The sequence below is a fragment of the Agrobacterium sp. 6Ca8 genome (assembly GCF_055382765.1).
In genome coordinates this window covers 554,728-577,069 of sequence record NZ_AP026434.1, presented here as the reverse complement: position 1 = coordinate 577,069, position 22,342 = coordinate 554,728, and the positions used below count along the sequence as shown (strand labels likewise).

Here is a 22,342-nt window from a genome sequence, read left to right as displayed (position 1 = left end):
AAATCCGGTTTCAAGCCGGTTAGAGTTTCTACGGTTTAGCGGACGCCTGCACGCTATTTCACCTGCTGTACGGAATCTTCCGGAAACTCCACCGTGGCGAAGGATGGATAGACCTTTCGCAGGATGGTCACCTGCTGCTGATCGCTCACACGCAGCAAATACCATTGCGTACCGTCGATAAGCGCCAGGGTATGGGATTTCGCTTCGATCGTCTGGCCGCCGGTTTCCATCACCGTTTTCGTCGGAACGAGCGCATAGGGCGTTCCATCAGGCGTCTGCTGCACACTGATCGCCGCCGTGTCCATGGTGAATTCGGTGATCTTGACCGCTGCAAGCGCCATTTGCATCTGCGTGGTCAGAGCGCTACGCAACTGCCCGACGGAAACACCCGCGTCGTTTGCAATGAATTCAAAGATTTTCGGCGGCACCGTCCGGCCGACAAAATCAAAATCCTGCGCATTCAAGGCGGCGCTGAACCGCTCTATCTGTGTTTGCAGCTTGTCTTGCTCAGACGGCAAAAGATCGCGCGACAAAGCGGGATGCGACATCACCGCCAACAATAACAGCCAGGCAAACAGGCGTTTCATTGCTTCGCCTTTCCGGGTTTGGGCTTGCCTGTTGCAAGGCATCGCAACGTCCGCGCCGCGACACGCTTGTGAACAGCGTTGCTCAGCGCAGCAGAATGAAACCCGCAGCCGAAAGCACGAGGAAAACGATAAGGCCGCCAAGGAAACCCACGGACGTGAAGAAACCCGCGACCATGGCCAGCATCAGCACGCAGACCAGCATCGTGCCGTACTTCGTCATGGCAAGAAAAGCGTTGTAGGTCTTTTCATGCTCGGCGTAGTTCATCTCGGCGCCAACTTCGACCGGACCTGTGTGGTGTTCGCTCATTCCGCTTCCCCTTCTGCTCCATCCGCCATACCCGCCGCACAAGACAATTTGCCCTGCGGACGATAACGGGCCCATGCCGGATTCTCCGGAGCCAGAGGTAACATGAAGTCGGCGAAAAGTGCAATGCGTTCCACACGAAAGAACATCGATGACAAGCGGGGCAAACGGTATGCCGTGCAAAGCGTGCCGTCGTGCAACATTCTTTTGTAAACGGTTGAAAACGGCGGCCATACGGCCGGTTTAATAGTGGTTTCGGTTGCTTTTCGGACAGCCTGCCCATACACGGGATTCTGTGGGGAGGAACGCCGGAATTTGGCTGTGCGGATACGCGTGGAGGCGTGCCCGTCACGATGGCCGACCGGCTTGCTTGCCACCATAACCCGCAAAGGGCCCGGCAAGGGAAGAGGGGAAAGTCATGAAACCGCTTTTGAAATTAAGTGCGCTGATCGACCTTGTCAGCGAAGCTCTGGGCAAGGTCGCCGGTTATCTGGTGCTTGTCTGCTGCCTCGTCAGCGCCGGAAACGCCATGGTGCGTTATACCTTCAACTATAGTTCAAACGGCTGGCTCGAAATCCAGTGGTACATGTTTGCCTTCATCGTGCTGGTGGGTGCGTCCTACACGCTGCGCATGAATGAACATGTGCGGGTGGACATCATCTACGGGGCTATCTCGTCGCGCACGCGCCTGTGGGTGGACATCATCGGCATCGTACTTTTTCTTATGCCCGCCTGCTTTTATCTGGCCTGGCTTTCCTGGCCGATGTTCATGCTTTCCTGGCATCAGAACGAAATGTCCTCCAATGCGGGCGGGCTTATCCGCTGGCCGGTGAAACTCATCATCTTCGCCGGTTTCGCCCTTCTGGTTCTTCAGGGATTTTCCGAACTCATCAAGCGCATCGGCGCCCTCAACGGGCTTTATGCGCTCGATACGAAGTACGAAAAACCCCTGCAATGATCGCCGCGATCTGAACCTTCAGGATATTTCCCATGTTCGAATATGGAATTCTTCCGCCACTGATGTTCCTCGGCATGATCATCTTCATGCTCTACGGATTTCCGGTTGCTTTCTCTCTTGCCACCGTCGGTCTGGTTTTCGGCGTCATCGGCATCTTCACCGAGCATTTTTCGCCGGCCTTCCTTCAGGCCTTGCCGCTGCGCATCTTCGGCATCGTCTCGAACGACCTGCTGCTCGCCATTCCGTTCTTCACCTTCATGGGCGCGATCCTGGAGCGATGCGGGCTTGCCGAAGATTTGCTTGAAGGCACAGGCAAGCTGTTCGGCGCCATTCCGGGCGGCCTCGCCTATGCCGTCATCATCGTCGGCGCAATCCTTGGCGCGATCACCGGCACGGTTGCCGCCTCCGTCATCACCATGGGCGTCATCTCGCTGCCGATCATGCTGAAATACGGTTACAATCCGCGCCTCGCCACCGGCGTCATCGCCGCATCCGGCACCATCACGCAGGTCATTCCGCCTTCGCTCGTGCTGATCGTTCTTGCCGACCAGCTCGGCAAATCCGTCGGCGACATGTATCTCGGCGCAATCGGCCCGTCGATCCTGCAAGTCGCCATCTTCATGCTCTTCATCCTGTTCATGTCGATCGTGCGGCCGAAGGATTTGCCTGCTTTGCCGCCAGAAGCGCGGGGCGAACTCAACCGTGCACTGGTATTTCGCGTGCTGGCGGGCATGGTGCCCTCCATCGTGCTGATCTTCCTCGTGCTCGGCACCATCTTCCTCGGCCTTGCAACACCAACGGAAGCCGGCGCGCTCGGCGTCGTCGGCGCCATGGCGCTGGCCGCAGCCCACCGCCGCCTCACCTGGGATCTCGTCAAGCAGGGTATGCATTCCACCATGCACATCACGTCCATGGTGGTGTTCATTCTGGTAGGCGCCACCTGCTTTTCCCTCGTCTTTCAGGGCATGGACGGTTCGCTGTGGATCGAGCACATGTTGTCGGGCATTCCGGGCGGCCCGATCGGCTTCCTGATCTTCGTCAACATCTTCATCTTCTTCCTCGCCTTCTTCCTCGATTTCTTCGAGATCGCCTTCATCGTTATCCCGATGCTCGCACCCATCGCGCAGGCGCTCGGCATCGACCTGATCTGGTTCGGCGTGCTGATCTGCATCAACATGCAGACCAGCTTCATGCACCCGCCCTTCGGTTTCGCGCTGTTCTACCTGCGCTCAATCGCGCCGCGCACGGTCAAGACCTCGGATATCTACATGGGTGCCATTCCCTGGCTCGGCATGCAGCTCATCCTCGTCGCAATCGTGATCTTCTGGCCGGAATCCGTCACCTACTGGTTGGACAAAGCACCCCAGGTGGACCTCAACTCCATCAAGATCGAAGTGCCTGCCTTCGGCAATCAGGGCGGCAACACCATGCCCAATTTCGGCCTGCCAGGAGGCCAGCCGGGTGGGTTGCCAGGCATGCCTAACCTCGGTGAACCACCGAAGATCGGGCCTTAACCGGCGTCTTTTACGGATTTTTCGGAGAACTGATCATTGCTGAGTGGAAGACAGGGTTGCACCCCTGCCTTCCATTTACTCTGTGTGGAAATTGAACCTGACAGTCATCGACCAGCCTGTCCGGTTTTTCCGAGGTCAGCGTGGCCAATCCTTGCCGAGACTGCGCCTGGTCACTGAGCCTGCTGCTGTTGATTCCGACAGCCCTGATCGTCAATCGCCCTTTTCTATCGGGCGGATGCAGGCGCGACGGCACGACAAAAACCCCGGGGACCGAAGTCCCCGAGGCTTTTGTCCGGTCCGCCGCACCGAATAATCAGAGCTTGCCGTTACGCTGCTGGATCATCATGAAAGTATCGAAAGTATATTCCGCAAGCTGCATCCACAGGTAACCCTCGCGCTTGAAGGCGACCTGATCCTCGTAGATCTTCTTGAAGTCCGGGTTGGTTGCTGAAATATTGGCATAGACTTCCAACGCCGCCTTATAGCAGGCCTCGAGGATTTCCTGGCTGAAGGGCCGCAGCACGGCACCCTCCGAAACCAGCTGCTTGATGGCGATCGGGTTTTTCGCGTCGTATTTCGCCATCATGCTGGTATTGGCGAAAGCGCAGGCATCCTGCAGCACCGTCTGGTAGTTCTTCGGCAGGCTGTTCCACTTGTCCAGATTGACGAAGGAATGGATGACCGGTCCGCCTTCCCAGAAGGCCGGGTAATAATAATATTTCGCCACCTTCTGGAAACCGAGCTTGTGGTCGTCATACGGACCAACCCATTCGGCGGCATCAATAGTGCCTTTTTCCAGCGCCGGATAGATATCGCCGCCGGCGATCTGCTGCGGGACCACGCCGAGCTTTTCCACCACCTTGCCGGCAAGACCGGCAATGCGCATCTTCACGCCCTTGAAATCGTCGACGGTGTTGATTTCCTTGCGGAACCAGCCGCCCATCTGGGCGCCGGTATTACCTGATATCATGCCGTAGAGATTGTGCTTGGCGTAAAACTCGTTGAGCAGCTTGTTGCCGTTGCCTTCGTAGAACCAGGAATTGGTCAGGCGGGCATTAAGACCGAACGGTATCGCCGTGCCGATAGCGAAGGTCGGATCCTTGCCGACGTAATAATAGGAGCAGGTATGGCACATCTCCACCGTACCTGATGATACGGCATCGGCCGCCTGCAGGCCGGGCACGATTTCGCCAGCCGCAAAGGGCTGGATGGTGAAATTGCCGTCGGTAGCGGCCGCCACATGTTTGGCAATATCCTCGGCGCCGCCATAGATCGTATCGAGCGACTTCGGAAACGAAGACGTCAGTCGCCAGGTGATCTTGGTATTCTGTTGTGCAATTGCGGGCGCAGCCAAGGCTGTCGCAGCAGCCCCCGCCAGCGCACCTTTTTTCATAAAGGAACGGCGATCCATCTATATCCTCCCAGATATCAACGCTGCCCGCAGCTTGAATTCCCCTCGTGCTGTTCAGGCATCGCAGCAAAGTAAGCACGGTTACCGCCCAGCTGACAAGCACCCGCGCCAAGAATTAATTGCCGGAAAACCAGCCATATCAGGATTTTTTCGGCGGCCTCTTCGCTATTTTATTTGCAACTGAAATATCGCGACGCCGCCTTATACTTTAGCCGCATATATTGCGTTCCGAGGACGAAACACATGCTTGACTTGGCCCGCTGGCAGTCGCACAAATTTTCGAAGATTCGCCCCCGGAGCCACCATGCCAAAACCGATTATCGCCGTCCCCGCCGACATCCGGCATTTCACCGGAGCCGACTGGCACGCCGCGCAGAACCAGTATCTTTCCGCGGCGCTGAGGGTGGCTGATGTCATGTCCTTCATCGTTCCGGCCTTCGAGGACGGCAATGAGGTCGATGCCATCCTCGACCGGGTCGATGGCCTGCTCGTCTCCGGCTCGGCCACCAATGTCCACCCTTCTCTCTACGGAAAAGAGGCAAAGGAGAGTGACGGCCCGTTCGATCCAGCCCGCGACGCCACCAGCCTGCCGCTGATCCGCCGGGCGTTGGAGCGCGGCATTCCGATGCTTGCCATCTGTCGCGGCATTCAGGAGCTGAACGTCGCGCTGGGCGGCACGCTTGCTTCCGAAATTCAGGAACAGCCCGGAATATGGGACCACCGCAAGCCGGAACATGAGGACCGCGACGTGGCCTTCGCAATCCGCCAGCCGGTGCATGTGCGCGAAGGCTCCTGCATTGCGCAGCATCTTGGCGTGTCGGGAGAAATCCAGATCAATTCGCTGCACCGGCAGGCAATTGCCGAGACCGCGCCACGCCTGCAGGTGGAGGCGACGGCGGCAGACGGCACGATCGAGGCCGTTTCCGTCATCGATGCCAAGGGCTTTGCCGTTGGTGTGCAATGGCACCCGGAATATTGGGCCGAGACAGACGCACCCTCGCGCGCTTTGTTTGAAGCTTTCGGCAAGGCAGTTCACGACTACCGGAACAGCAAGACCTGAAACCGACCCCTCCCCTCCAAGGCCATTCAGGTCCTTGTCGATAGGACAAAAAAAGGGGCAAGCCTGAAGGCCTGCCCCAGGTCCGGGAGGAGGAGTGCTTAGCGTTTTGCGCGTTTCTTCTGGCGGTAGACGTCAGCGACGACCGCAGCCACGATGATCAGCCCCTTGACGATCTCCTGGTAATAGGCATCGACCCTGAGGAACGTGAAACCGGATGTCATGACACCGAGAATGATGGTGCCGATCACTGTGCCGGTAATACGGCCAGCACCGCCGGCGAGCGAAGTGCCGCCGATAACGGCCGCGGCGATGGCGTCGAGTTCATACATCACACCCATGCCGGCCTGGGCCGTCTGTGCACGGGCAGCGGTGACGACACCAGCAAGACCGGCCAGCATGCCGGCAATGGCATAGACCTTGATCAGATGCGCCTCGATATTGATACCGGAAACGCGGGCGGCCTGCTGGTTGGCGCCGATGGCATAGGTGAACTTGCCGTAACGGGTGTAACGCAGCGCAACGTGGAAAATAACCGCGACGACGAGGAAAACCACGACCGGCCAGACACCTGTACCGATGAAGGTGAAACCGTCGGTCAGACCGGAAATCGGTTGGCCCTTGGTGTACCATTTGGAAAGGCCGCGAGCCGTCACCATCATGCCCAGGGTTGCGATGAAGGGCGGGATTTTCGTGCGTGCTATAAGCTGCCCGTTGATGAAACCGGCCAAAGCGCCAGCCAGAATGCCGACAGCCAGCGGCATGAAGAAAGGCAGATCGGTCAGACCCGGATAAAGCGCCCGCGGCCATGTGGAGGACTGCCCCACGCTGGCAGACAGCATCGCCGTCAGGCCGACGACCGAACCGGAGGACAGATCGATGCCGCCGGTGATGATGACCTGCGTGACGCCGACGGCGATGATGCCGATGACGGACACCTGCAGGATCATGATCGTCAGGCGCTGCTGGTTCATCAGAAAGCTCTGGCCGATGAAAATCCAGCCAAGAATTTCGTAAACCAGCGCGATGCCAATCAGCACGAAAAATATATTTGCTTCGGGCGGTATGCGCCTGTGCGGCTTGCGTCCGGATTTTGCATCCAACTCTGCGTTGGCGGCGGCGTTCGTATTCATAGTCATTCCTCCTCGAGAAATCCCGGCGCGCCTCACCGCGATGCGAGATCCATCACTTTCACCTGTGTGGCTTCACTTCTGTCAAGGAAGCCCGTCACGCGACCTTCATGCATGACCATGATACGGTCGCTCATGCCCAGAACCTCCGGCATTTCGGAGGAAATCATGATGACGGCGACGCCATTGCGCGCCATCTCGCCAACCAGCTTGTGGATTTCGGCCTTTGCGCCAACATCGATCCCGCGCGTCGGCTCATCCAGAATGAGGATGCGTGGCTGTGTCAGCATCCAGCGCCCGATCAACACCTTCTGCTGATTGCCGCCCGACAGGTTTTCAATGCGCTCGTAAAGATTGGGCGTCTTGACCCGGAGCTTGCGGCACATGTCGTCGCAGGCTTCCGAAAGCGTCTTTTCCTGCACGAAGCCGTTGGCGACATATTTGTCCTGTAGAACCGCGATCTGCATGTTCTCAAGAATATTGAGGATCAGCAGGCAGCCGGTATCCTTGCGGTCTTCCGTCAGGAACGCCATGCGGTGACGGATCGCCTCTGTCGGACTTGCGATCGACACAGGCTTGCCGTTGATTTCCACAGTGCCCGAAGACGCCGGCGTAACGCCGAACACCGTTTCCGCCACGTTCGAGCGGCCAGAACCGACAAGGCCGGCGACACCTAGAATTTCCCCGGCGCGAACATCAAATGACACGTCATGGAAGACGCCGTTCAGCGTCAGATTTTTGACCGACAGCACCACATCGCCGATCGGAACCTCTTCCTTCGGGAACATCTGGGTAATTTCGCGCCCCACCATCATGCGGATGATGTCGTCTCGCGTCACATCGGTGGACGCGTGGGTGCCGATATATTTGCCGTCGCGAAAGACGGAAAACTCATCGGCGATCTCGAAAAGCTCATTCATCTTGTGAGTGATGTAGACGATGCCGATACCGCGGTCCCTGAGGTCGCGGATGATGCGGAACAGATGTTCCACCTCGCGCTCAGTCAACGCTGACGTCGGTTCGTCCATGATGAGAACGTCGGAGTCGTAGGAAACCGCCTTGGCGATTTCGACCATCTGCCGGCTTGCAACCGATAGTTCGCCGACACGCATTTCCGGATCGAGATCGATACCGAGCCTTTCGAGCAATGTCTGGGTGCGGCGATACATTTCGCCATGGTCGATAAAGCCCAGTCGGTTTTTCGGCTCTCGGCGAATCCATATATTTTCCGCCACCGTCATATAGGCCATCAGGTTGAGTTCCTGATGGATCATCGCAATGCCGTTTTCGAGCGCATCAAGCGGTGAATCGAGGCGTATCGCAGCGCCCTTAAGCCGAATTTCTCCGACATCCGGCTGGTAGATACCTGCCAGAATCTTCATCAGCGTCGATTTACCGGCGCCATTCTCACCCATCAGCGCATGCACGGTGCCGCGCTTGAGGTGGAACGAAACGTCATCCAGCGCGACAACGCCTGGAAATTCCTTGCGTATGCCGTCCGCTGCGAGAAGATATTCTGCATTGGGCACGGCGCCGCTGGCGCGCACGGCGGCCATTGTCGATGGGCTGACGACCATCTTATCCTCCACGATAGACAAAAATGACCGGGGGAAGAGGTTTCGCCAAAAGGCGCCCATCCTCCGGGGAGGCCTACAGCGCCGTGCCGATCAAGACACACATAAGCGCTGTAAAACTTTGAATTCACTGAAATACTATTCTAGCCTGGTTTAACTCGGCCTCTGAGACGCCGACTGCCGTCCAGAACCGGCATTTGCTTCCGATATTGCTTGAAACGGTCGCAAATGCCGGTAAAGGGTCGTCAGTTCTTGGCTACGTAGTCCTTGACGTTTTCCGGGGTAACGAGCTGGAAGGGAATGTAGACCTTCTTGTCAACCTTGTCGCCCTTGACGAGCTTCAGTGCGGCATCGAGAGCACCCTTGCCCTGGCCAGCTGCATCCTGGAAGACCGTCACGTCGAGATCGCCTGCCTGCATGGCGGCAAGAGCGTCTTGCGTGGCGTCCACACCGGCAACGACATATTCCTTCATGTCCTTGCCCGCGGCCTTCAGAGCCTGGATAGCGCCGATCGCCATTTCATCGTTATTGGCAATGACGGCATTGAACTCGATACCGCCGGACAGCCAGTTGGTGACGAGGTCGGAACCCTGCGTGCGCTGCCAATTGGCCGTCTGCTCTTCAACCACGGAAATGCCCTTGCATTCATCGGTTTTCAGAACATCGTGAACGGCCTGCGTGCGCATGCGCGCGCCCTGATTGGACAACTCGCCCATCATGATCACGGCCTTGCCCTTGCCACCGAGAAGGCGGCAGACTTCCTTGGTTTCAAGCGTGCCGGCCACAGTTTCTTCCGATGCCACGAAGGCCTGGCCGTCTGGCAGGGAATCCACATTTACCGGCTGGCGGTTGACGTAAACCAGCGGAATCTTGGCTTCAGCAGCAAGTTTCGACATGGCCGCCGTCGCATCCGTATCAACCGGATTGACGATGATCGCATCGACCTTGGAGGCGATGAAATTCTGGATCTGGCTCTGCTGCTTGGCAACGTCGTTCTGCGCGTCCTCAACTTGCAGGGTGACGCCCTTCAGCTCCTTGGAATAATCCTGCATGCCGTTGCGCAGCACGGTCAGGAAGTTGTCGTCGAACAGGGCCATCGAAACACCGACGGTCTCGGCATGTGCCGCCGTGCCCAAAAGCACAGACATAGCCGCACTGATAATAAGCTTTTTCATTGTTTTCTCCTCCTCGGTGTCCAGCGCCACCTCTCCCAGCCGGAAACGGACCCGAGAGCCCGCCGCTAACTCCTCACATCCAGAAAACGGAATAATGAAACCGAATTTCTGTTGTTCGATATATTTATTCCATTTTTGGTTCGAACGTCAATGCTTTCTTCGTGGCCGTGAAACGAGACGGCACACAAGGCGGTGATGACCAGGAGTTTTCAGAGAAAACGGGGATAGCCCCCTCCGCCCTGGCGTGGGCGGAGGGGGCTCATGCGCTTGCTGAGCACTTTCGCGGAAGTCGCTGGGCTGCCTGCGATAAAACATCACGGACAAATGGAAGAGTTGGACGGGCGCAAAAGACGCGCCACGTCTTAATCGTGAAAACCGGGCATCACATCCGCCGGAATGGGGCAGACATAATCACTGCCCTCGGTTTTCTCCAGCCATTCTTTTTTGACACTTTCAAGCAGCTCGGGCGAGGTCATCAGCGAAAGACCTGTCGATGCGAGCGTCTTGGCGGCGTGTGCCATGGCTTTGTGGGCGGCCGGGCTTTTGCCCTGCGCCACCACCTGCCATGTATGCGGATTGGTCCCGATTGCCCATGCGGGCGTCCAGCATTGCGCTGTCGGCGTCACCCAACTGACATCACCGACATCGGTCGATCCGGCACGAAAATGCGACTGCCCCTCGAACTCGCGCAGGCCGAGATGCAGCGGCGTCGACCCGTCGATCTTACCGTTGGAAAAGACGTCGCCCTTGATCTGGTAGAGCCGGATGCTGCTTTTGATCGCCTCTTCCGTGAACGTGTCCTGAATGACCTTGGCGAAGGCCTGATCGGCATCGTCGAATGCTATGGGTCCAAGCGCCACCATGTTTTCATGCATCGCCGTTTCGAGTGTGATGTTGGGCAGGAGATTGGTGGAGGCGGTATCGAAGACGATCTCCACCTCTGTTTCGGTCATCATGGCCGCACCACGCGCGACCTTGTCCACACGGGCTGCGAGATCGAGCGCCTGGCGCATTTCAGGTGCGCGGATCAGATAGAGCACTTCGGCCTTTGCCTGCACCACATTTGCCGCTTTGCCACCGGCATCGGTGATCGCATAATGCACCCGGCAATCCTGCGGCATGTGTTCGCGCAGGAAATTGACGCCGACATTCATCAGTTCAACGGCATCGAGCGCCGAGCGACCAAGATGGGCGGCGTTGGAGGCATGGGAAGCAACGCCCTTGAAACGATAAAAATATTCCAGCACCGCGAGATTGTTGGTGGAGCGCACGCCGTTGAAGGGCGCGGGATGCCATGTCAAAGCCGCATCGACATCGTCAAACAGACCGGCGCGCACCATGAAAGTCTTGCCGGAACCGCCCTCTTCGCCGGGGCAGCCATAATAACGCACCGTGCCGGGCAGGTTGTTGGCTTTCAGATGTCGGGCAAGTGCGATGGCGGCCATCAGCGAGCCGACGCCGAGCAGATTGTGGCCGCAGCCATGGCCAGAGGCGTCGGGTTGAAGCGGTTTTGCCTCGGCCACGCCGGCCATCTGGCTCATGCCAGCAAGCGCGTCAAATTCGCCGAGGAAGGCAATAACCGGCTTGCCGTGGCCGAATTCACCGATGAAGGCCGTGTCCATGCCAGCTACACCGCGGCGGACCACAAAGCCGTTCTCCTCAAGCGCGTTTGCTAGAACCCCGGCAGATTGCCTCTCCTCGAATTTGAGTTCGGCAAAATCCCAGATGCTGTCGCTCAAAGTGGTGAAATGTGGCTTCATTGACTCGATTTCGGCGGCAATCGACATCACGGCTTCACGGTTCATGGCTTGTCCTCGCATTCCTGCCCTTTAAGGGCGCACCCAAACGCTTCGGCGGGGGGCCGCCAAATCATTACGGTCATGATGGAAAATGCCCGCGCCGGGCTTTGCTTCCGGCGCGGGCAATATTGGATCAGTTGTCGACCGAGACTTCCCAGAGGCGGGCGTTCGACTGCCAGACCGGCTGACCCTTGAGCTTCTTGGTCGCGCCCCAGACATCGACCATGTCGTAAAGGAAGATGCCGGGCATTTCCTTCAGCATCAGTTCGTGAAACTCGTCGAAAATCTTCTGGCGCTTCGCCTGGTCGGCCTCAACATAGGCAGCCTTCATCAGCTCGATCGCCTTCGGATCATCCCACATCAGGGAGGCGTTCTTGTCCTTGTTACCGACGTAGAATGCATACATCAGGGCCGGATCGAGACGCGGCGCGACAGACTGCGAGATCACCTGATAATTGCCGGAACGGCGACGATCCACCTGCGTGGCATAGTCCAGCACCTCGATCTGTACGTTCAGACCCGCCTGCTGCATCATGGCCTGCGCCATGACGGCTGCCGGAAAACTCGGCACATTGCCGCGCTTGTTGGCGATGATAGAGATCGGCTCGCCCTTGTAACCGGCTGCCTCCAGTTCCTTCTTGGCTGCCTCGATGTCATAGGCCGGACGCTTCTTCTGGGTCTCATCGAAATAGACCGAGTCCTGCGAAACCATCGAGCCGTTGGCTTCGCCCGTACCGTTCGATGCGGCGGCGACCAGTTCATCTAGATCAAGCGCCATCGCCATGGCGCGGCGCACGCCTGGATTGCTCAGCACCTTGTCGCGGGTCTGAATATAGAAAAGGTTCTTGCCGTTGTTGCGGGCAACAATGAGCTGCATCTTCTCATTCGTCTTGAACTCCGGAATGAGATCGGGAGAAATCTCGGCGGTGTCGAGCACGCCGGATTCGAGGCCCGCCTTCACGGTCGAGGCGTCCGGAATAACCATGAACTTGATGCCGTCGGCCAGCGGCCGCTTGGAGCCGACCATGCCATCCGGCTTGCCGTCGTTCACAGGCGAAACATAATCCGCGAATTTGGTGAGGCGGATATATTCACCCTTCTTCCATTCGTTCCACTGGAACGGACCGGTGCCGATGGGCTTGACGAAGCTGCCGTCAGCGGCAACAGATTCCGGCGAGATCATGCCGGTATAACCGCATTCGGGCCGCGACATCAGGCCGAGGAAAACGGCTGACGGCTTTTCAAGCGTGATCTGAACTGTGGAGGCGTCCGTGGCCTTGACGCCGGTGACATGCGCGGCACCGCCTTCCACGAAATCATTCAGGCAGGCCCATTTGGTTTCGGGCTTCAGATAGCGCGTCCAGTTCCAGACGACATCTTCTGCGGTGAGCGGCTTGCCGTTATGGAATTTCACATCCGCGCGCAGCTTGAACGTATAGGTGAGGCCATCTGGCGAAACCTCGAAGCTCTCGGCAAGCAGCGGCTTTACTTCGCCGCCATTGTTGTAACCGACGAGGCCTTCGACGATGTGCAGGATCACCCCGTCCGTATTGCCGTCACGATTGACGCCGGGATTGCTGCTGCGCAGATCGGAGCTCTGCGCGATGGTGATGTCGCGAGCCGCCGCGATATTGGCTGTTACGAGCAGGGCCGCGCCTGCGAGAAGAAGTTTGTTCACTGTTCTACCCTCTTTGTTGTCGTTGATTATCATTGTTGAAAGCCGTCCCAGCAGGCCTGCGCCAGCCGGCCGATCGTTTCGAGCGCGATGGTGTATCCCGGCGTGCCGTCAGGCATCACCTGCGGCACTTCATCGGTATAGGCGGTGATGATGAAAGACGGCGCGCCGTTTCTGTAGACGATGCCGGCGTCCATACGCCCGCGCTTGCCGCGTCCGCTCTTGCTCGCCACCACAGCCTCGAATGGCAGGCGGGAGCGGATTCCGTAGCGCAATATCTGGTTTTTCAGCGTCTGCATTGCCCAGCCGCACAATTGCGGGCTGCAGCCGAGCTTTGCCTGCGCCTCTGGCGAGGACTGGGCATCAAGAATGGTCTGAAGCAGCAGCACCTGGTCCGCCGCCGAGGTGGTGGTGACGGTCTTCAGCGGATGATCGGCCGCCAGCGCCAACGGTGGAATGAGGAAACGGTGGTGGGTATTAGCCATGCCGAGCGTCTTGCAATAGCTGTCCACCTCCTCAAGCGTCAGCCGCTCCAGCACCATCTTGGTGCAGACATTGTCGCTCAGCACCATCATGCCGGCGAGTGCATCGCGCAGGGAAATGACGATGCCCGGCGTCAGATAGCGGAACATGCCGCTGGCCACCTCTTCCGCCAGCCTCTTCTCGTAGGTGACCGGCTGGTCGAGATCGAGCCGCCCTTCGCTGGCAGCCTTGAGCACGGCCATCATGATCGACGTCTTGCGGGTGCTGCCCGACGGGGTCTCCTCGTTTTCTCCCCGTCCGATCTCTTCGCCGGTCAGGAGATTGCGCACCATGAAGCGCGTCACAAAAGGCTGTGCATCACAGATAGCATTCAGTTGGGCAGCCACAGTCATTGTCATGTTCCTGTTAAACTTCTTCTTCCAGACGCCATTTGAGTGTCACACCGCCCTTTTCATTCTGGTCGAGGGCGGGAATGGCCGAGAGGAGTCGGCGTGTGTAGGCCTCTTTCGGGCTGTCGAAAATCGTGTCGCGGTCGCCCTCTTCGATGATACGGCCGTCCTGCATGACGACGACACGGTCGGCCACCTGTTCGACCACGCCGAGATCGTGGCTGATGAACAGGCAGGAAAAGCCGTAACGTTTCTGCAGATCGGAAAAGAGATCGAGCACCTGCGCCCGCACCGTCACGTCAAGGGCGGAAACCGGTTCGTCGGCGATCAGGAACCGCGGACGGCGGGCAATGGCACGAGCAATCGCCACGCGCTGGCGTTGGCCGCCGGAAAGCTCGTGCGGATAACGGCTGGCATAGTCTGCGCCAAGCCCCACCTCTTCCAGCGTTTCCAGCGCCCGCTTGCGCTTGGCGGCCTGATCCAGGCCGGGGACGAGACGCAACGCCTCCTCCACCAGCGCCTGAATGGTCATTCGCGGATCGAGCGAGGAATAGGGATCCTGAAACACCATCTGGCAATTCAGGCGATAGTCGTTCCAGTCCTCTTTGCGTTCCCGCCCCTGAAACTGGATCTGCCCTTCGCTTTCCTTTACGAGACCGGCAATGGTGCGGCCAAGCGTGGTCTTGCCGGAGCCGGAGCCACCGACCAGTGCCACGACTTCACCCTCGTGAATATCGATGCTGACCCCATGCAGCGCCCGCTTCGGCTTGGCTTTCTTCAGCAGTGACTTGCGTCCGGCATAATCGACAACAATGTTTCGGGCTGAAATCATCGGCGCCTTGCTGGTGTCGACGACACGCGGCTCGCCCCGGAAGGGCAAAGAGGAAAGCAGCTTTTTCGTATAGGGATGCTGCGGCGCATCGAGCAGGTCTTCGGTTCGCCCCTGTTCGACAATCGCGCCCTTCTCCATGACCACGATACGGCTCGTATAGCGGGCCACCATCGGCAGGTCATGGCTGATGAGAAGGACGGCTGTTCCCTCCGCCCGTGTCAGTTCGACCATCAGCTCCATGACGTCGCGCTGGATGACGGCATCGAGCGCCGTCGTCGGCTCGTCGGCGATCAGCAGCGCCGGTTTCAGGAGCATGACCGAGGCCAGCATGATGCGCTGGCGCATGCCGCCGGAAAACTCATGCGGATAGGCAGCAAGCGCCCCTTCGGGATCGCGGATACCGACCCGTCTCAGCATCTCGAGAATTTTCTCGCGGCGCTCTTCCGGCGAAAACTTGGTGTGAAGGATCAGGCCTTCTTCCAACTGCCGGCCAATCGTCATCGACGGATTGAGAGAGGTCATCGGCTCCTGGAAAACGACGCCGATTTCCGCGCCGCGCAGGCGGCGAAGTTCCCTTGCCGGCAGGGACATCACGTCCCTTCCCTTGTAGATGACCGATCCGCCGGTGACGGCAATTGCCGGGGGCAGAAGCGAGATGAGCGCGCGGGTGGCCAGCGTCTTTCCCGATCCGCTTTCACCGACGATGCCGAAGATTTCGCCAGGCGCAATATCGAAGGAAACATCCTTGACTACCCGGTGGCCGCTTCCCGCGACCTCCAGCGAAAGGCCGCGCACGGTAAGAAGAGTATTGTCCGTCATTTGAGACCTCTCATGCGCGGGTCAAGCCTGTCGCGAAGGGCATCGCCCAGAAGATTGATGCCGAGCAGTGTCAGCGCGATGCAGAGACCGGGGAAAAGCCCGAGCCAGACGGCCTGCTGGATGAAGGGCCGGCCAGCGGCCAGCATGTTGCCCCAGGTGGGGGCCGGCGGTGGCACGCCAAGGCCGAGGAAGGACAGTGCGCTTTCCGAGAGGATTGCCCAGCCGAACATGGATGTGGCAAGCACCGTGATCGGCGCGATGCAATTGGGCAGGATGTGGCGGAACATGGTGTAGATCTCGCCATTGCCCATCACCAGCGATGCCTCGATGAACTCGCGCTCACGCAGCGACAACACGGCGCCACGCACCACGCGGGCCATTGATGGCGTGTAGGCGATGCCAAGCGCAAAGATGATGCCGTACTGGTTGGCACCAAAGACCGCGAGAAGGCCAAGCGCCAGGAGAATGCCGGGAAAAGCGAGAAGCGCATTGTTGATGGCCATGATGACGCCATCAACCCAGCCGCGCGCATAACCGCTGACAAGACCGATCAGAGTGCCGCAGATCGTGGCGAAGCTGACAGTCAGGAAGCCGATCCAGACGCTGGCACGCGCGCCGACCATCAGGCGGCTGAGAACATCGCGCCCGAATTCGTCGGTGCCGAGAAGATGGCTGGGACCGGGCGCGGCCAGCCGCGAGGCGAAACCGAGCTTCATCGGATCATAGGGCGTCCAGAACAGGCCGGTAATGGCGGTGATGAGCAGGAGGCCGATGAGAACGCCGCCGATAAGCCCGTTGAGTGTGAACTTTTTCATTCGGCAACCACACGCGGATCGAAGAGGGGATAAAGAAGGTCGACGAAGAGATTGACCAGCACGTAGGACAAGGAAACGAACAGCAGGCAGCCCTGTATGACGGGGTAGTCACGCGCAAAGATACTGTCGACCATCAGCCGCCCGAGCCCCGGAATGGTAAAGACCGTCTCGATGACGGCGATGCCGCCGAGAAGATTCCCGAGGATGAGGCCGATCATTGTCCATGTCGGACCAAAGGCATTCTTGAAGGCATGCCGCCAGAGGACGGCACTCTCCGAAAGTCCCTTGGCGCGGGCATGGGTAATGTAATCCAGCCGCAGCACTTCAAGCGTGGAGGCGCGGGCCATGCGGATCAAGACACCCATTTCGTGGATCACCAGCGTCATGACAGGCAGGACAAGATAGAGCATGCCGCCAACGAGATTGTCGCTGATCGATACGTATCCCAGTACCGGCAGCCAGCCGAGCTTTAGACCGAAGAACAGCAGAAGCAGAAGCCCGAGCCAGAATGTCGGTATGGACAAAAGCAGGGTTGCCGTTCCAACCAGTGCAAGATCGGTCAGGCTGTTCTGTTTCCAGGCGGCGATCACACCTGCCGGAACCGCAATCAGGCTGGCCAGCAGAACGGCGACGACGACGATCTCAGCACTGACGAGGAACCGCGACACGACCAGCGGCAATACTGCCTCGTCGTTGACGATGGACCGGCCGAAATCGCCCTGCACCACATTGCCCGCCCAGATGACGAACTGTTGCGGCATGGACTTGTCGAGACCAAGCTCTGTTCTCATCGCCTCGATCTGTTCCGGTTGCGCCATGTCGCCCAGCATCAGGGCGGCCGGATCACCCGGAATGAAGCGGATGAGCGCAAAGACCGTGATCGACACAAAGGCGATCGTCGGCAGCGCCATCAAAAGACGGCTCAGTATGAATCTTATCATCGGTTCCCCACGATTGATGGCCGGGAACGTGCTCCCGCCTCTATCGGTTTCGTTGCGAATGACTATGACGGATTGATAAATAACGCGCAATATTATGCATAAACGTCATATACCTATGCAGAATGGTGGCACGTTTCATCCTGACAGGGACAATGAGATTTCTCGCGAAAAACCCTGTTTTCAGTCGATTTTTTGCGAAAGCTGGATTTGTTGCTTCAAGGCGTCGCTGAGTGCCTGCGCCGCGATGGACAGCGGTGCGCCCGAGGCCCGGGCAAGACCGAACTCCTGGGTTGATTGCGGAATGAAGGGCAGCGCCACGACGGGAAGGTGCCTGTAGAGGTTAGCATAAAAACTGCTGATGATCGTAACGCCCAGACCATGCGCGACATAGGCACATGCGGAACTGTTGGTGTGGGTCTCGATCTTCACCATGGGCTTGACGCCCGCCTTCTTGAAGACCTGCTCGAGCGCCATGCGGTTCGGCCGCTGCCGGCCGATCAGAATGAGCGGAATGTTGCGCAGGTCCTTCACCGTTATCTCGGTAAGCTCGGCTAAAGGGTGATCCTGACGGACCACGCAGACGCTTTTGCCGGTGGCGACGCGCTCGACATCAATGCCCGGTCCAATCTCACCTTCCATGCGCAGGAAACCGAGGTCGATCACCCGCTCGCCAACCAGCCTGTTGATGGCGGTGGTCGTTTCAAAAAAAGTCTCGATGCGCACGCCGGGGAAATCCCTGACATAGTCTATCAGCATGGCGGGCGCGAAGTTCTCCCACATGCTGCTCGGCAGGCCGATGCGGACGATTTCCGGACCGGCCGCACCATTGCGCAGATCTTCGGCGTGGCCGGACATGCGATCGACAGCAAGCAGCACATTTTCCGCGTCACGCGCGAGAAGCGCTGCCTCCGGCGTCGGGATCAGCCGCCCCTTGTCACGGGCAAACAGCGTCAGCGACAGGTCCGCCTCGAGCTGAGCCAGAAGCCGGCTGATACCGGACTGGCTTAGCCCCATGGCCTTGGCGGTGGCGATGGTCGAGCCGGTGGAAAGAAGCGTGCGAAGGACTTCGAGCTGCTTGATATTCATGAGGCCAGCACCATGGGATGAAAAGACGAGCCGGTTTCGGTTCAGACCTTTTGCCGCCGATAGGCCTTCATGTCACCGGTTTTTTTCGCACTGTCATTCGGCCCGGTCGGTCGCCGGTTACAATTCCACGTCATAGACCCTGTCGTGGGTGGCAACACGGGCCTTTCCTGATGGAGTCACCCAGCCCCGGAACATGCCGGGCGTATTATAGGGTGCGGCAATGCTGCCTTCGGCATCGATGGCGACAAGACCCGCACCGATATCGTAGGGCGCCAGATCCTTGTGGACGAGGTTGCCGGCGGCGGTTTCCAGATCCTGCCCGAGATAGGCGACACGGGACGCGATCTCATGGCCGACGACGTAACGGATGAAAAATTCACCCTTGCCGGTGCCGGAAACGGCGCAGGCGCCGTCGCGTGCATAGGTGCCCGCCCCGATCACCGGGCTGTCACCCACCCGGCCGTCAGGCTTGTTGGTGTAGCCGCCGGTGGATGTCGCGGCTGCGAGATGCCCAGCAGCATCGAGTGCCACGGCACCGACGGTTCCGTGTTTTTCGTTTTCCGTCGCTTCCGTACCTGCGGTGGCATGGGCCTTCATGGCCGCCAGCGCCTCGACACGCTTTTGAGTGGTGAAATAGGATTGAGGCTCCGTGGCAAGCCCCTTCTCCTGCGCAAACCGGTCAGCCGCTTCACCGGTGAGATAGACTGCGCGTTCATCCTCCATTAGCACCCGGGCCGCCTTCACCGGGTTGCGGATGGCGCGGGAGGCGCTGATTGCGCCTGCGGCAAGGGTCTTGCCATCCATGATCGACGCGTCGAGTTCGTGAATGCCATTCTCGTTGAGCGCCGCCCCATGGCCTGCGTTGAAATGCGGGCTGTCCTCCATAACGACGACTGCCGCCTCAACCGCTTCCAGCGCAGTTCCGCCAGCCTTGAGCACACCATAACCGGCGCGCAGTGCCGCCGCCAGATCGTGGCGCGCCGCTTCCCATTCCTCCGGAGTCATGCTGTCTTCCGGCATAACCCCGCAACCACCGTGAATGGCCAGTGCGATCTTCGTCATATCCTCACTCCACTGTTGCCCCGCCGCAGGCAGGGCCTCTTACCATCAATGAAAGGCGATATCGCCGATAACACGCACGCGGACCCTGCGAGCGCCGCCAGGCAGATAGGCGATGGGAATATCCTCCACCTCAAGCGTCTTGAGGCTCGCGCGCTCCGCTCCCGAAGCGACCGCTGCGTTCTGCGCTTCGGTCTCGGCTTTCGCAAGGGCTTCGTCGCGGCTCAACCCGGAAAAGACCTGATCCACCTCACCGGACACCTGCGCCATCGCTGCGCCGAGCGCATTGGCAACGCCTGCATTTTCCACACGCAGCACCTCGGATGCGCCCGGCACCTGCTCCGGTATCAGGAATGCGCCGCCGCCGACCGCAACCAGCGGTACGTCTTCGGCTGATGTCTTCATCTGGTCGAAACTGTCGGCCACCATGTCGCGGATACGGCCGAGCGTCGCCTGCACGAATGCTGGATCGAGGCCCTTCACACGATCCCTGTCGCCCATCTCAATCAGGCCTGCCGCAACGGCGATATCCGATGCCGTCAGTGTCTCACCGCCGAAAACGCGGGCTTCGGTCAGGATGCGATACCCAACCGAGCGCGGGCCGATCTTGCCTGTCTGCGGATCGACAATGGTGCCGCCGCCCAGTGCTACAGGTAGAAGATCGGGCATGCGGAACAGGGTGCGGACCCCACCAATATGGACAATATTATTTGCCTCACGCGGAAAACCACCGACAAGGCAACCAATATCGGAGGTAGTGCCGCCGACATCCACCACCATGGCATCGGAAAGCCCGGTGAGAAAAGCCGCACCACGCATCGAATTGGTCGGGCCGGAAGCGAAGCTGTGCACGGGGTTTGCGGCAGCTACGTCCGCAAGCGCGACGGTGCCGTCATTCTGTGTAAGATAAAACGGCGCCTTTACACCTGCTTCGCGCAGCGCATCCGAAAATGCCTGTACCGTGGTCCTGCCAAGCGTCTGCAAGGCGGCATTCAGAAGTGCGACGTTTTCGCGCTCCAGAAGCCCGATACGGCCCAACGTGTGGGAAAGCGTGATGCGTGCATCGGGGATCACCGAACGGACAATCTCCGCCGCCCTCACCTCGCACTCCGTGGTCAGCGGCGAAAAGGTTGCCGAAATGGCGATCGAGGTAATGCCTGCATCGCGGATTTTCATCGCAGCTTCACGGATTTCATCCGGGATCATCGGCACCAGCGGACTGCCATCGTATTCATGGCCACCATGAACCATGAAGATCAGCGGATCGACAGCCTCGTAGAGATCCTTCGGCCAGTCGCACATGGGCGGCAGTGAAGAACCGGTCGGCAGCGCGATGCGGATGGCCGCAACCCGCTCCAGCCGGGCTCGCTCCACGACAGCGTTGGTGAAATGGGTGGTGCCGATCATGACCGCATCGATCGGGCGATCTGCCGCGCCGACATGGCCAGACACGTGAGCGAGGGCCGCCTTCACGCCGGACAGGACATCCTGCGTGGTCGGAACCTTGATCGAGGCAACGATGGCGTCTCCATCGATCAGAACGGCATCCGTATTGGTGCCGCCAACGTCAATACCGATGCGTTTCATGGGAATACCGATCTGAAATCAATGTCATAACCGAAGGCACGCGGGCCAACGGCAGCAATGCCGGCAGGCGTCGTCAAGAGTTCCGGCGCCGGCAGGGCGATAACCGTGACACGCTGGCCATAGCGCACCGATTCCGTGCCGATGGCGCTGCCCGAAACAGTGTCGAGAAGGCAGATCAAATCCGGCGTCATGGCGACCGGCTGGCCGTCGCGGAAGGCGACCGCCCACTCGTTCTGGAAGGCAAGTTCCATGCGTGAGCCGCGATCGGCGTCGATGCCTTCAATGGTCGTACTGCCGCGCAGAAAGCCACCGGTGGTCTCGCGGGCGACATCCACCACCTTGCCGCGGAACAGCTGTTTGCCACCCTCATGGTTGAGAACCGCCTGAACCGGGTCATCATGGCGTGCACGCGCCTCCATCACCGCGCGCCCGAGTTCGGTCGCCTTTGTGACGGTGTAATGAATGCCCCATTCCTTCACTTCCTTGCCGGTGCGCGGCGCCTTGCAGGTGGCGGCGGTGGAACCGACTTCGGTGCAGACCTTGCGCGAGATGCGCTCCATCCATTTCCACGATGCAGCGCGCGTCACGATCACCTCATTGTCGCGTACATCGACCAGCGACAGCGGAAACATCGGCAGATTGCCGATGGCGAATGAGGTCATCTGCGCTTCGGGATAAGCACGTCCCATGGCATCGGCATTGACGACGGGCCGGTCGAGCATGGCGGCGGCGAGAAAAGAAGACAGCGCATTCGAGCCGCCGATTTCCACGCTCATGATCGCCCGGAAAGGCTTGCCGAGATAATCCTCCATGACCTCGACCGCGCGGGCAAGATGAACGGGGTCTCCCAGCCGTTCCTGACCAACAAGCGGTGCACCCATCTTGGAGACGACCGCAACCATGTCGTCATCAGCAAGCGCCATGGGGTCCATGACCTTCACCCGGCTGCCTTCGGCATAAAGACGGCGCAGATTGAGCGTCGAGATATAGGGATTGCCTCCACCGCCCGTTCCCAGAATCCAGGCGCCGGTGGCAAGAGGTTCGATGTCGTCTTCGGAAAATTCCTGGATCATGCGTCATCCTCGGGCATGCCGCAGCCTTTCCGGCGCAAGCGATGCTCCTTCCCTTTATCGTTCCAAGTCTCATC

Annotated in this window: 19 protein-coding genes; 3 read left to right on the top strand and 16 right to left on the bottom strand. The window is 59.2% G+C overall.

Annotated features, from left to right (window positions below; translation table 11 throughout):
• Positions 1–53: 53 nt before the first annotated feature.
• Positions 54–587 (bottom strand): hypothetical protein, encoded by a 534-nt coding sequence (locus ACZ5A6_RS16865; protein ID WP_035199477.1) that lies wholly within the window; start codon positions 585–587, stop codon positions 54–56.
• Between the two features lie 82 nt (positions 588–669).
• Positions 670–894: an aa3-type cytochrome c oxidase subunit IV gene (locus ACZ5A6_RS16860; RefSeq protein ID WP_003510978.1), complete on the bottom strand. Its 225-nt coding sequence runs from the start codon at positions 892–894 to the stop codon at positions 670–672.
• A 415-nt stretch (positions 895–1,309) separates the two neighbouring features.
• On the opposite strand from ACZ5A6_RS16860, the gene ACZ5A6_RS16855 reads away from it, so the two are divergent.
• Both ACZ5A6_RS16855 and ACZ5A6_RS16850 read left to right on the top strand, forming a co-directional pair.
• Positions 1,310–1,849, top strand: a complete 540-nt coding sequence (locus tag ACZ5A6_RS16855) for a TRAP transporter small permease subunit (protein WP_003510982.1) — start codon at positions 1,310–1,312, stop codon at positions 1,847–1,849.
• A gap of 32 nt (positions 1,850–1,881) precedes the next feature.
• Positions 1,882–3,363, top strand: a complete 1,482-nt coding sequence (locus ACZ5A6_RS16850; RefSeq protein ID WP_003510985.1) for a TRAP transporter large permease — start codon at positions 1,882–1,884, stop codon at positions 3,361–3,363.
• 313 nt (positions 3,364–3,676) lie between these two features.
• On the opposite strand, the gene ACZ5A6_RS16845 is transcribed toward ACZ5A6_RS16850, so the two are convergent.
• On the bottom strand, positions 3,677–4,774 hold the full coding sequence (locus ACZ5A6_RS16845) for a TRAP transporter substrate-binding protein (RefSeq protein WP_003510986.1): 1,098 nt from the start codon (positions 4,772–4,774) through the stop codon (positions 3,677–3,679).
• 304 nt (positions 4,775–5,078) lie between these two features.
• Between ACZ5A6_RS16845 and ACZ5A6_RS16840 the strand changes: the two genes are divergently transcribed.
• Positions 5,079–5,834, top strand: coding sequence for a gamma-glutamyl-gamma-aminobutyrate hydrolase family protein (locus ACZ5A6_RS16840; protein WP_065704194.1), 756 nt, complete (start codon positions 5,079–5,081; stop codon positions 5,832–5,834).
• Between the two features lie 98 nt (positions 5,835–5,932).
• Here ACZ5A6_RS16840 and ACZ5A6_RS16835 read toward each other — a convergent pair whose 3' ends face one another.
• From ACZ5A6_RS16835 to ACZ5A6_RS16775, 13 genes are all read right to left on the bottom strand, one after another.
• A complete protein-coding gene (locus ACZ5A6_RS16835; protein WP_003510990.1) occupies positions 5,933–6,964 on the bottom strand; it encodes an ABC transporter permease in 1,032 nt (343 codons plus the stop codon).
• 32 nt (positions 6,965–6,996) lie between these two features.
• Positions 6,997–8,538, bottom strand: a complete 1,542-nt coding sequence (locus tag ACZ5A6_RS16830) for a sugar ABC transporter ATP-binding protein (protein ID WP_003510992.1) — start codon at positions 8,536–8,538, stop codon at positions 6,997–6,999.
• A 242-nt stretch (positions 8,539–8,780) separates the two neighbouring features.
• On the bottom strand, positions 8,781–9,710 hold the full coding sequence (locus tag ACZ5A6_RS16825) for a sugar ABC transporter substrate-binding protein (protein ID WP_003510994.1): 930 nt from the start codon (positions 9,708–9,710) through the stop codon (positions 8,781–8,783).
• A 362-nt stretch (positions 9,711–10,072) separates the two neighbouring features.
• The gene (locus tag ACZ5A6_RS16820; protein WP_112292091.1) at positions 10,073–11,515 is read right to left on the bottom strand and encodes a M20 family metallopeptidase; all 1,443 of its coding nucleotides are present in this window, start codon (positions 11,513–11,515) and stop codon (positions 10,073–10,075) included.
• 127 nt (positions 11,516–11,642) lie between these two features.
• Positions 11,643–13,187: an ABC transporter substrate-binding protein gene (locus ACZ5A6_RS16815; protein ID WP_026330688.1), complete on the bottom strand. Its 1,545-nt coding sequence runs from the start codon at positions 13,185–13,187 to the stop codon at positions 11,643–11,645.
• A gap of 29 nt (positions 13,188–13,216) precedes the next feature.
• Positions 13,217–14,059: a serine hydrolase gene (locus tag ACZ5A6_RS16810; RefSeq protein WP_026330689.1), complete on the bottom strand. Its 843-nt coding sequence runs from the start codon at positions 14,057–14,059 to the stop codon at positions 13,217–13,219.
• Between the two features lie 13 nt (positions 14,060–14,072).
• Positions 14,073–15,707 (bottom strand): ABC transporter ATP-binding protein, encoded by a 1,635-nt coding sequence (locus tag ACZ5A6_RS16805; protein WP_464111193.1) that lies wholly within the window; start codon positions 15,705–15,707, stop codon positions 14,073–14,075.
• Entirely contained in the window at positions 15,704–16,522 is an 819-nt protein-coding gene (locus ACZ5A6_RS16800; RefSeq protein ID WP_003511004.1) for an ABC transporter permease, read from the bottom strand. The genes ACZ5A6_RS16805 and ACZ5A6_RS16800 overlap by 4 nt, the downstream gene beginning before the upstream one ends.
• Positions 16,519–17,463 carry an ABC transporter permease gene (locus ACZ5A6_RS16795; RefSeq protein ID WP_003511005.1) on the bottom strand — a complete coding sequence of 315 codons (945 nt, stop codon included), beginning with the start codon at positions 17,461–17,463 and terminating at the stop codon, positions 16,519–16,521. Before ACZ5A6_RS16795 ends, ACZ5A6_RS16800 begins: the two co-directional genes overlap by 4 nt.
• 180 nt (positions 17,464–17,643) lie before the next feature.
• Positions 17,644–18,549 carry a LysR family transcriptional regulator gene (locus ACZ5A6_RS16790; RefSeq protein WP_003511007.1) on the bottom strand — a complete coding sequence of 302 codons (906 nt, stop codon included), beginning with the start codon at positions 18,547–18,549 and terminating at the stop codon, positions 17,644–17,646.
• A gap of 117 nt (positions 18,550–18,666) precedes the next feature.
• Positions 18,667–19,611 (bottom strand): isoaspartyl peptidase/L-asparaginase family protein, encoded by a 945-nt coding sequence (locus ACZ5A6_RS16785; RefSeq protein WP_112292088.1) that lies wholly within the window; start codon positions 19,609–19,611, stop codon positions 18,667–18,669.
• 45 nt (positions 19,612–19,656) lie between these two features.
• Positions 19,657–21,195 (bottom strand): hydantoinase/oxoprolinase N-terminal domain-containing protein, encoded by a 1,539-nt coding sequence (locus tag ACZ5A6_RS16780; RefSeq protein WP_013761620.1) that lies wholly within the window; start codon positions 21,193–21,195, stop codon positions 19,657–19,659.
• Positions 21,192–22,268 carry a DUF917 domain-containing protein gene (locus tag ACZ5A6_RS16775; RefSeq protein WP_112292086.1) on the bottom strand — a complete coding sequence of 359 codons (1,077 nt, stop codon included), beginning with the start codon at positions 22,266–22,268 and terminating at the stop codon, positions 21,192–21,194. The genes ACZ5A6_RS16780 and ACZ5A6_RS16775 overlap by 4 nt, the downstream gene beginning before the upstream one ends.
• Between the last annotated feature and the right edge of the window lie 74 nt (positions 22,269–22,342).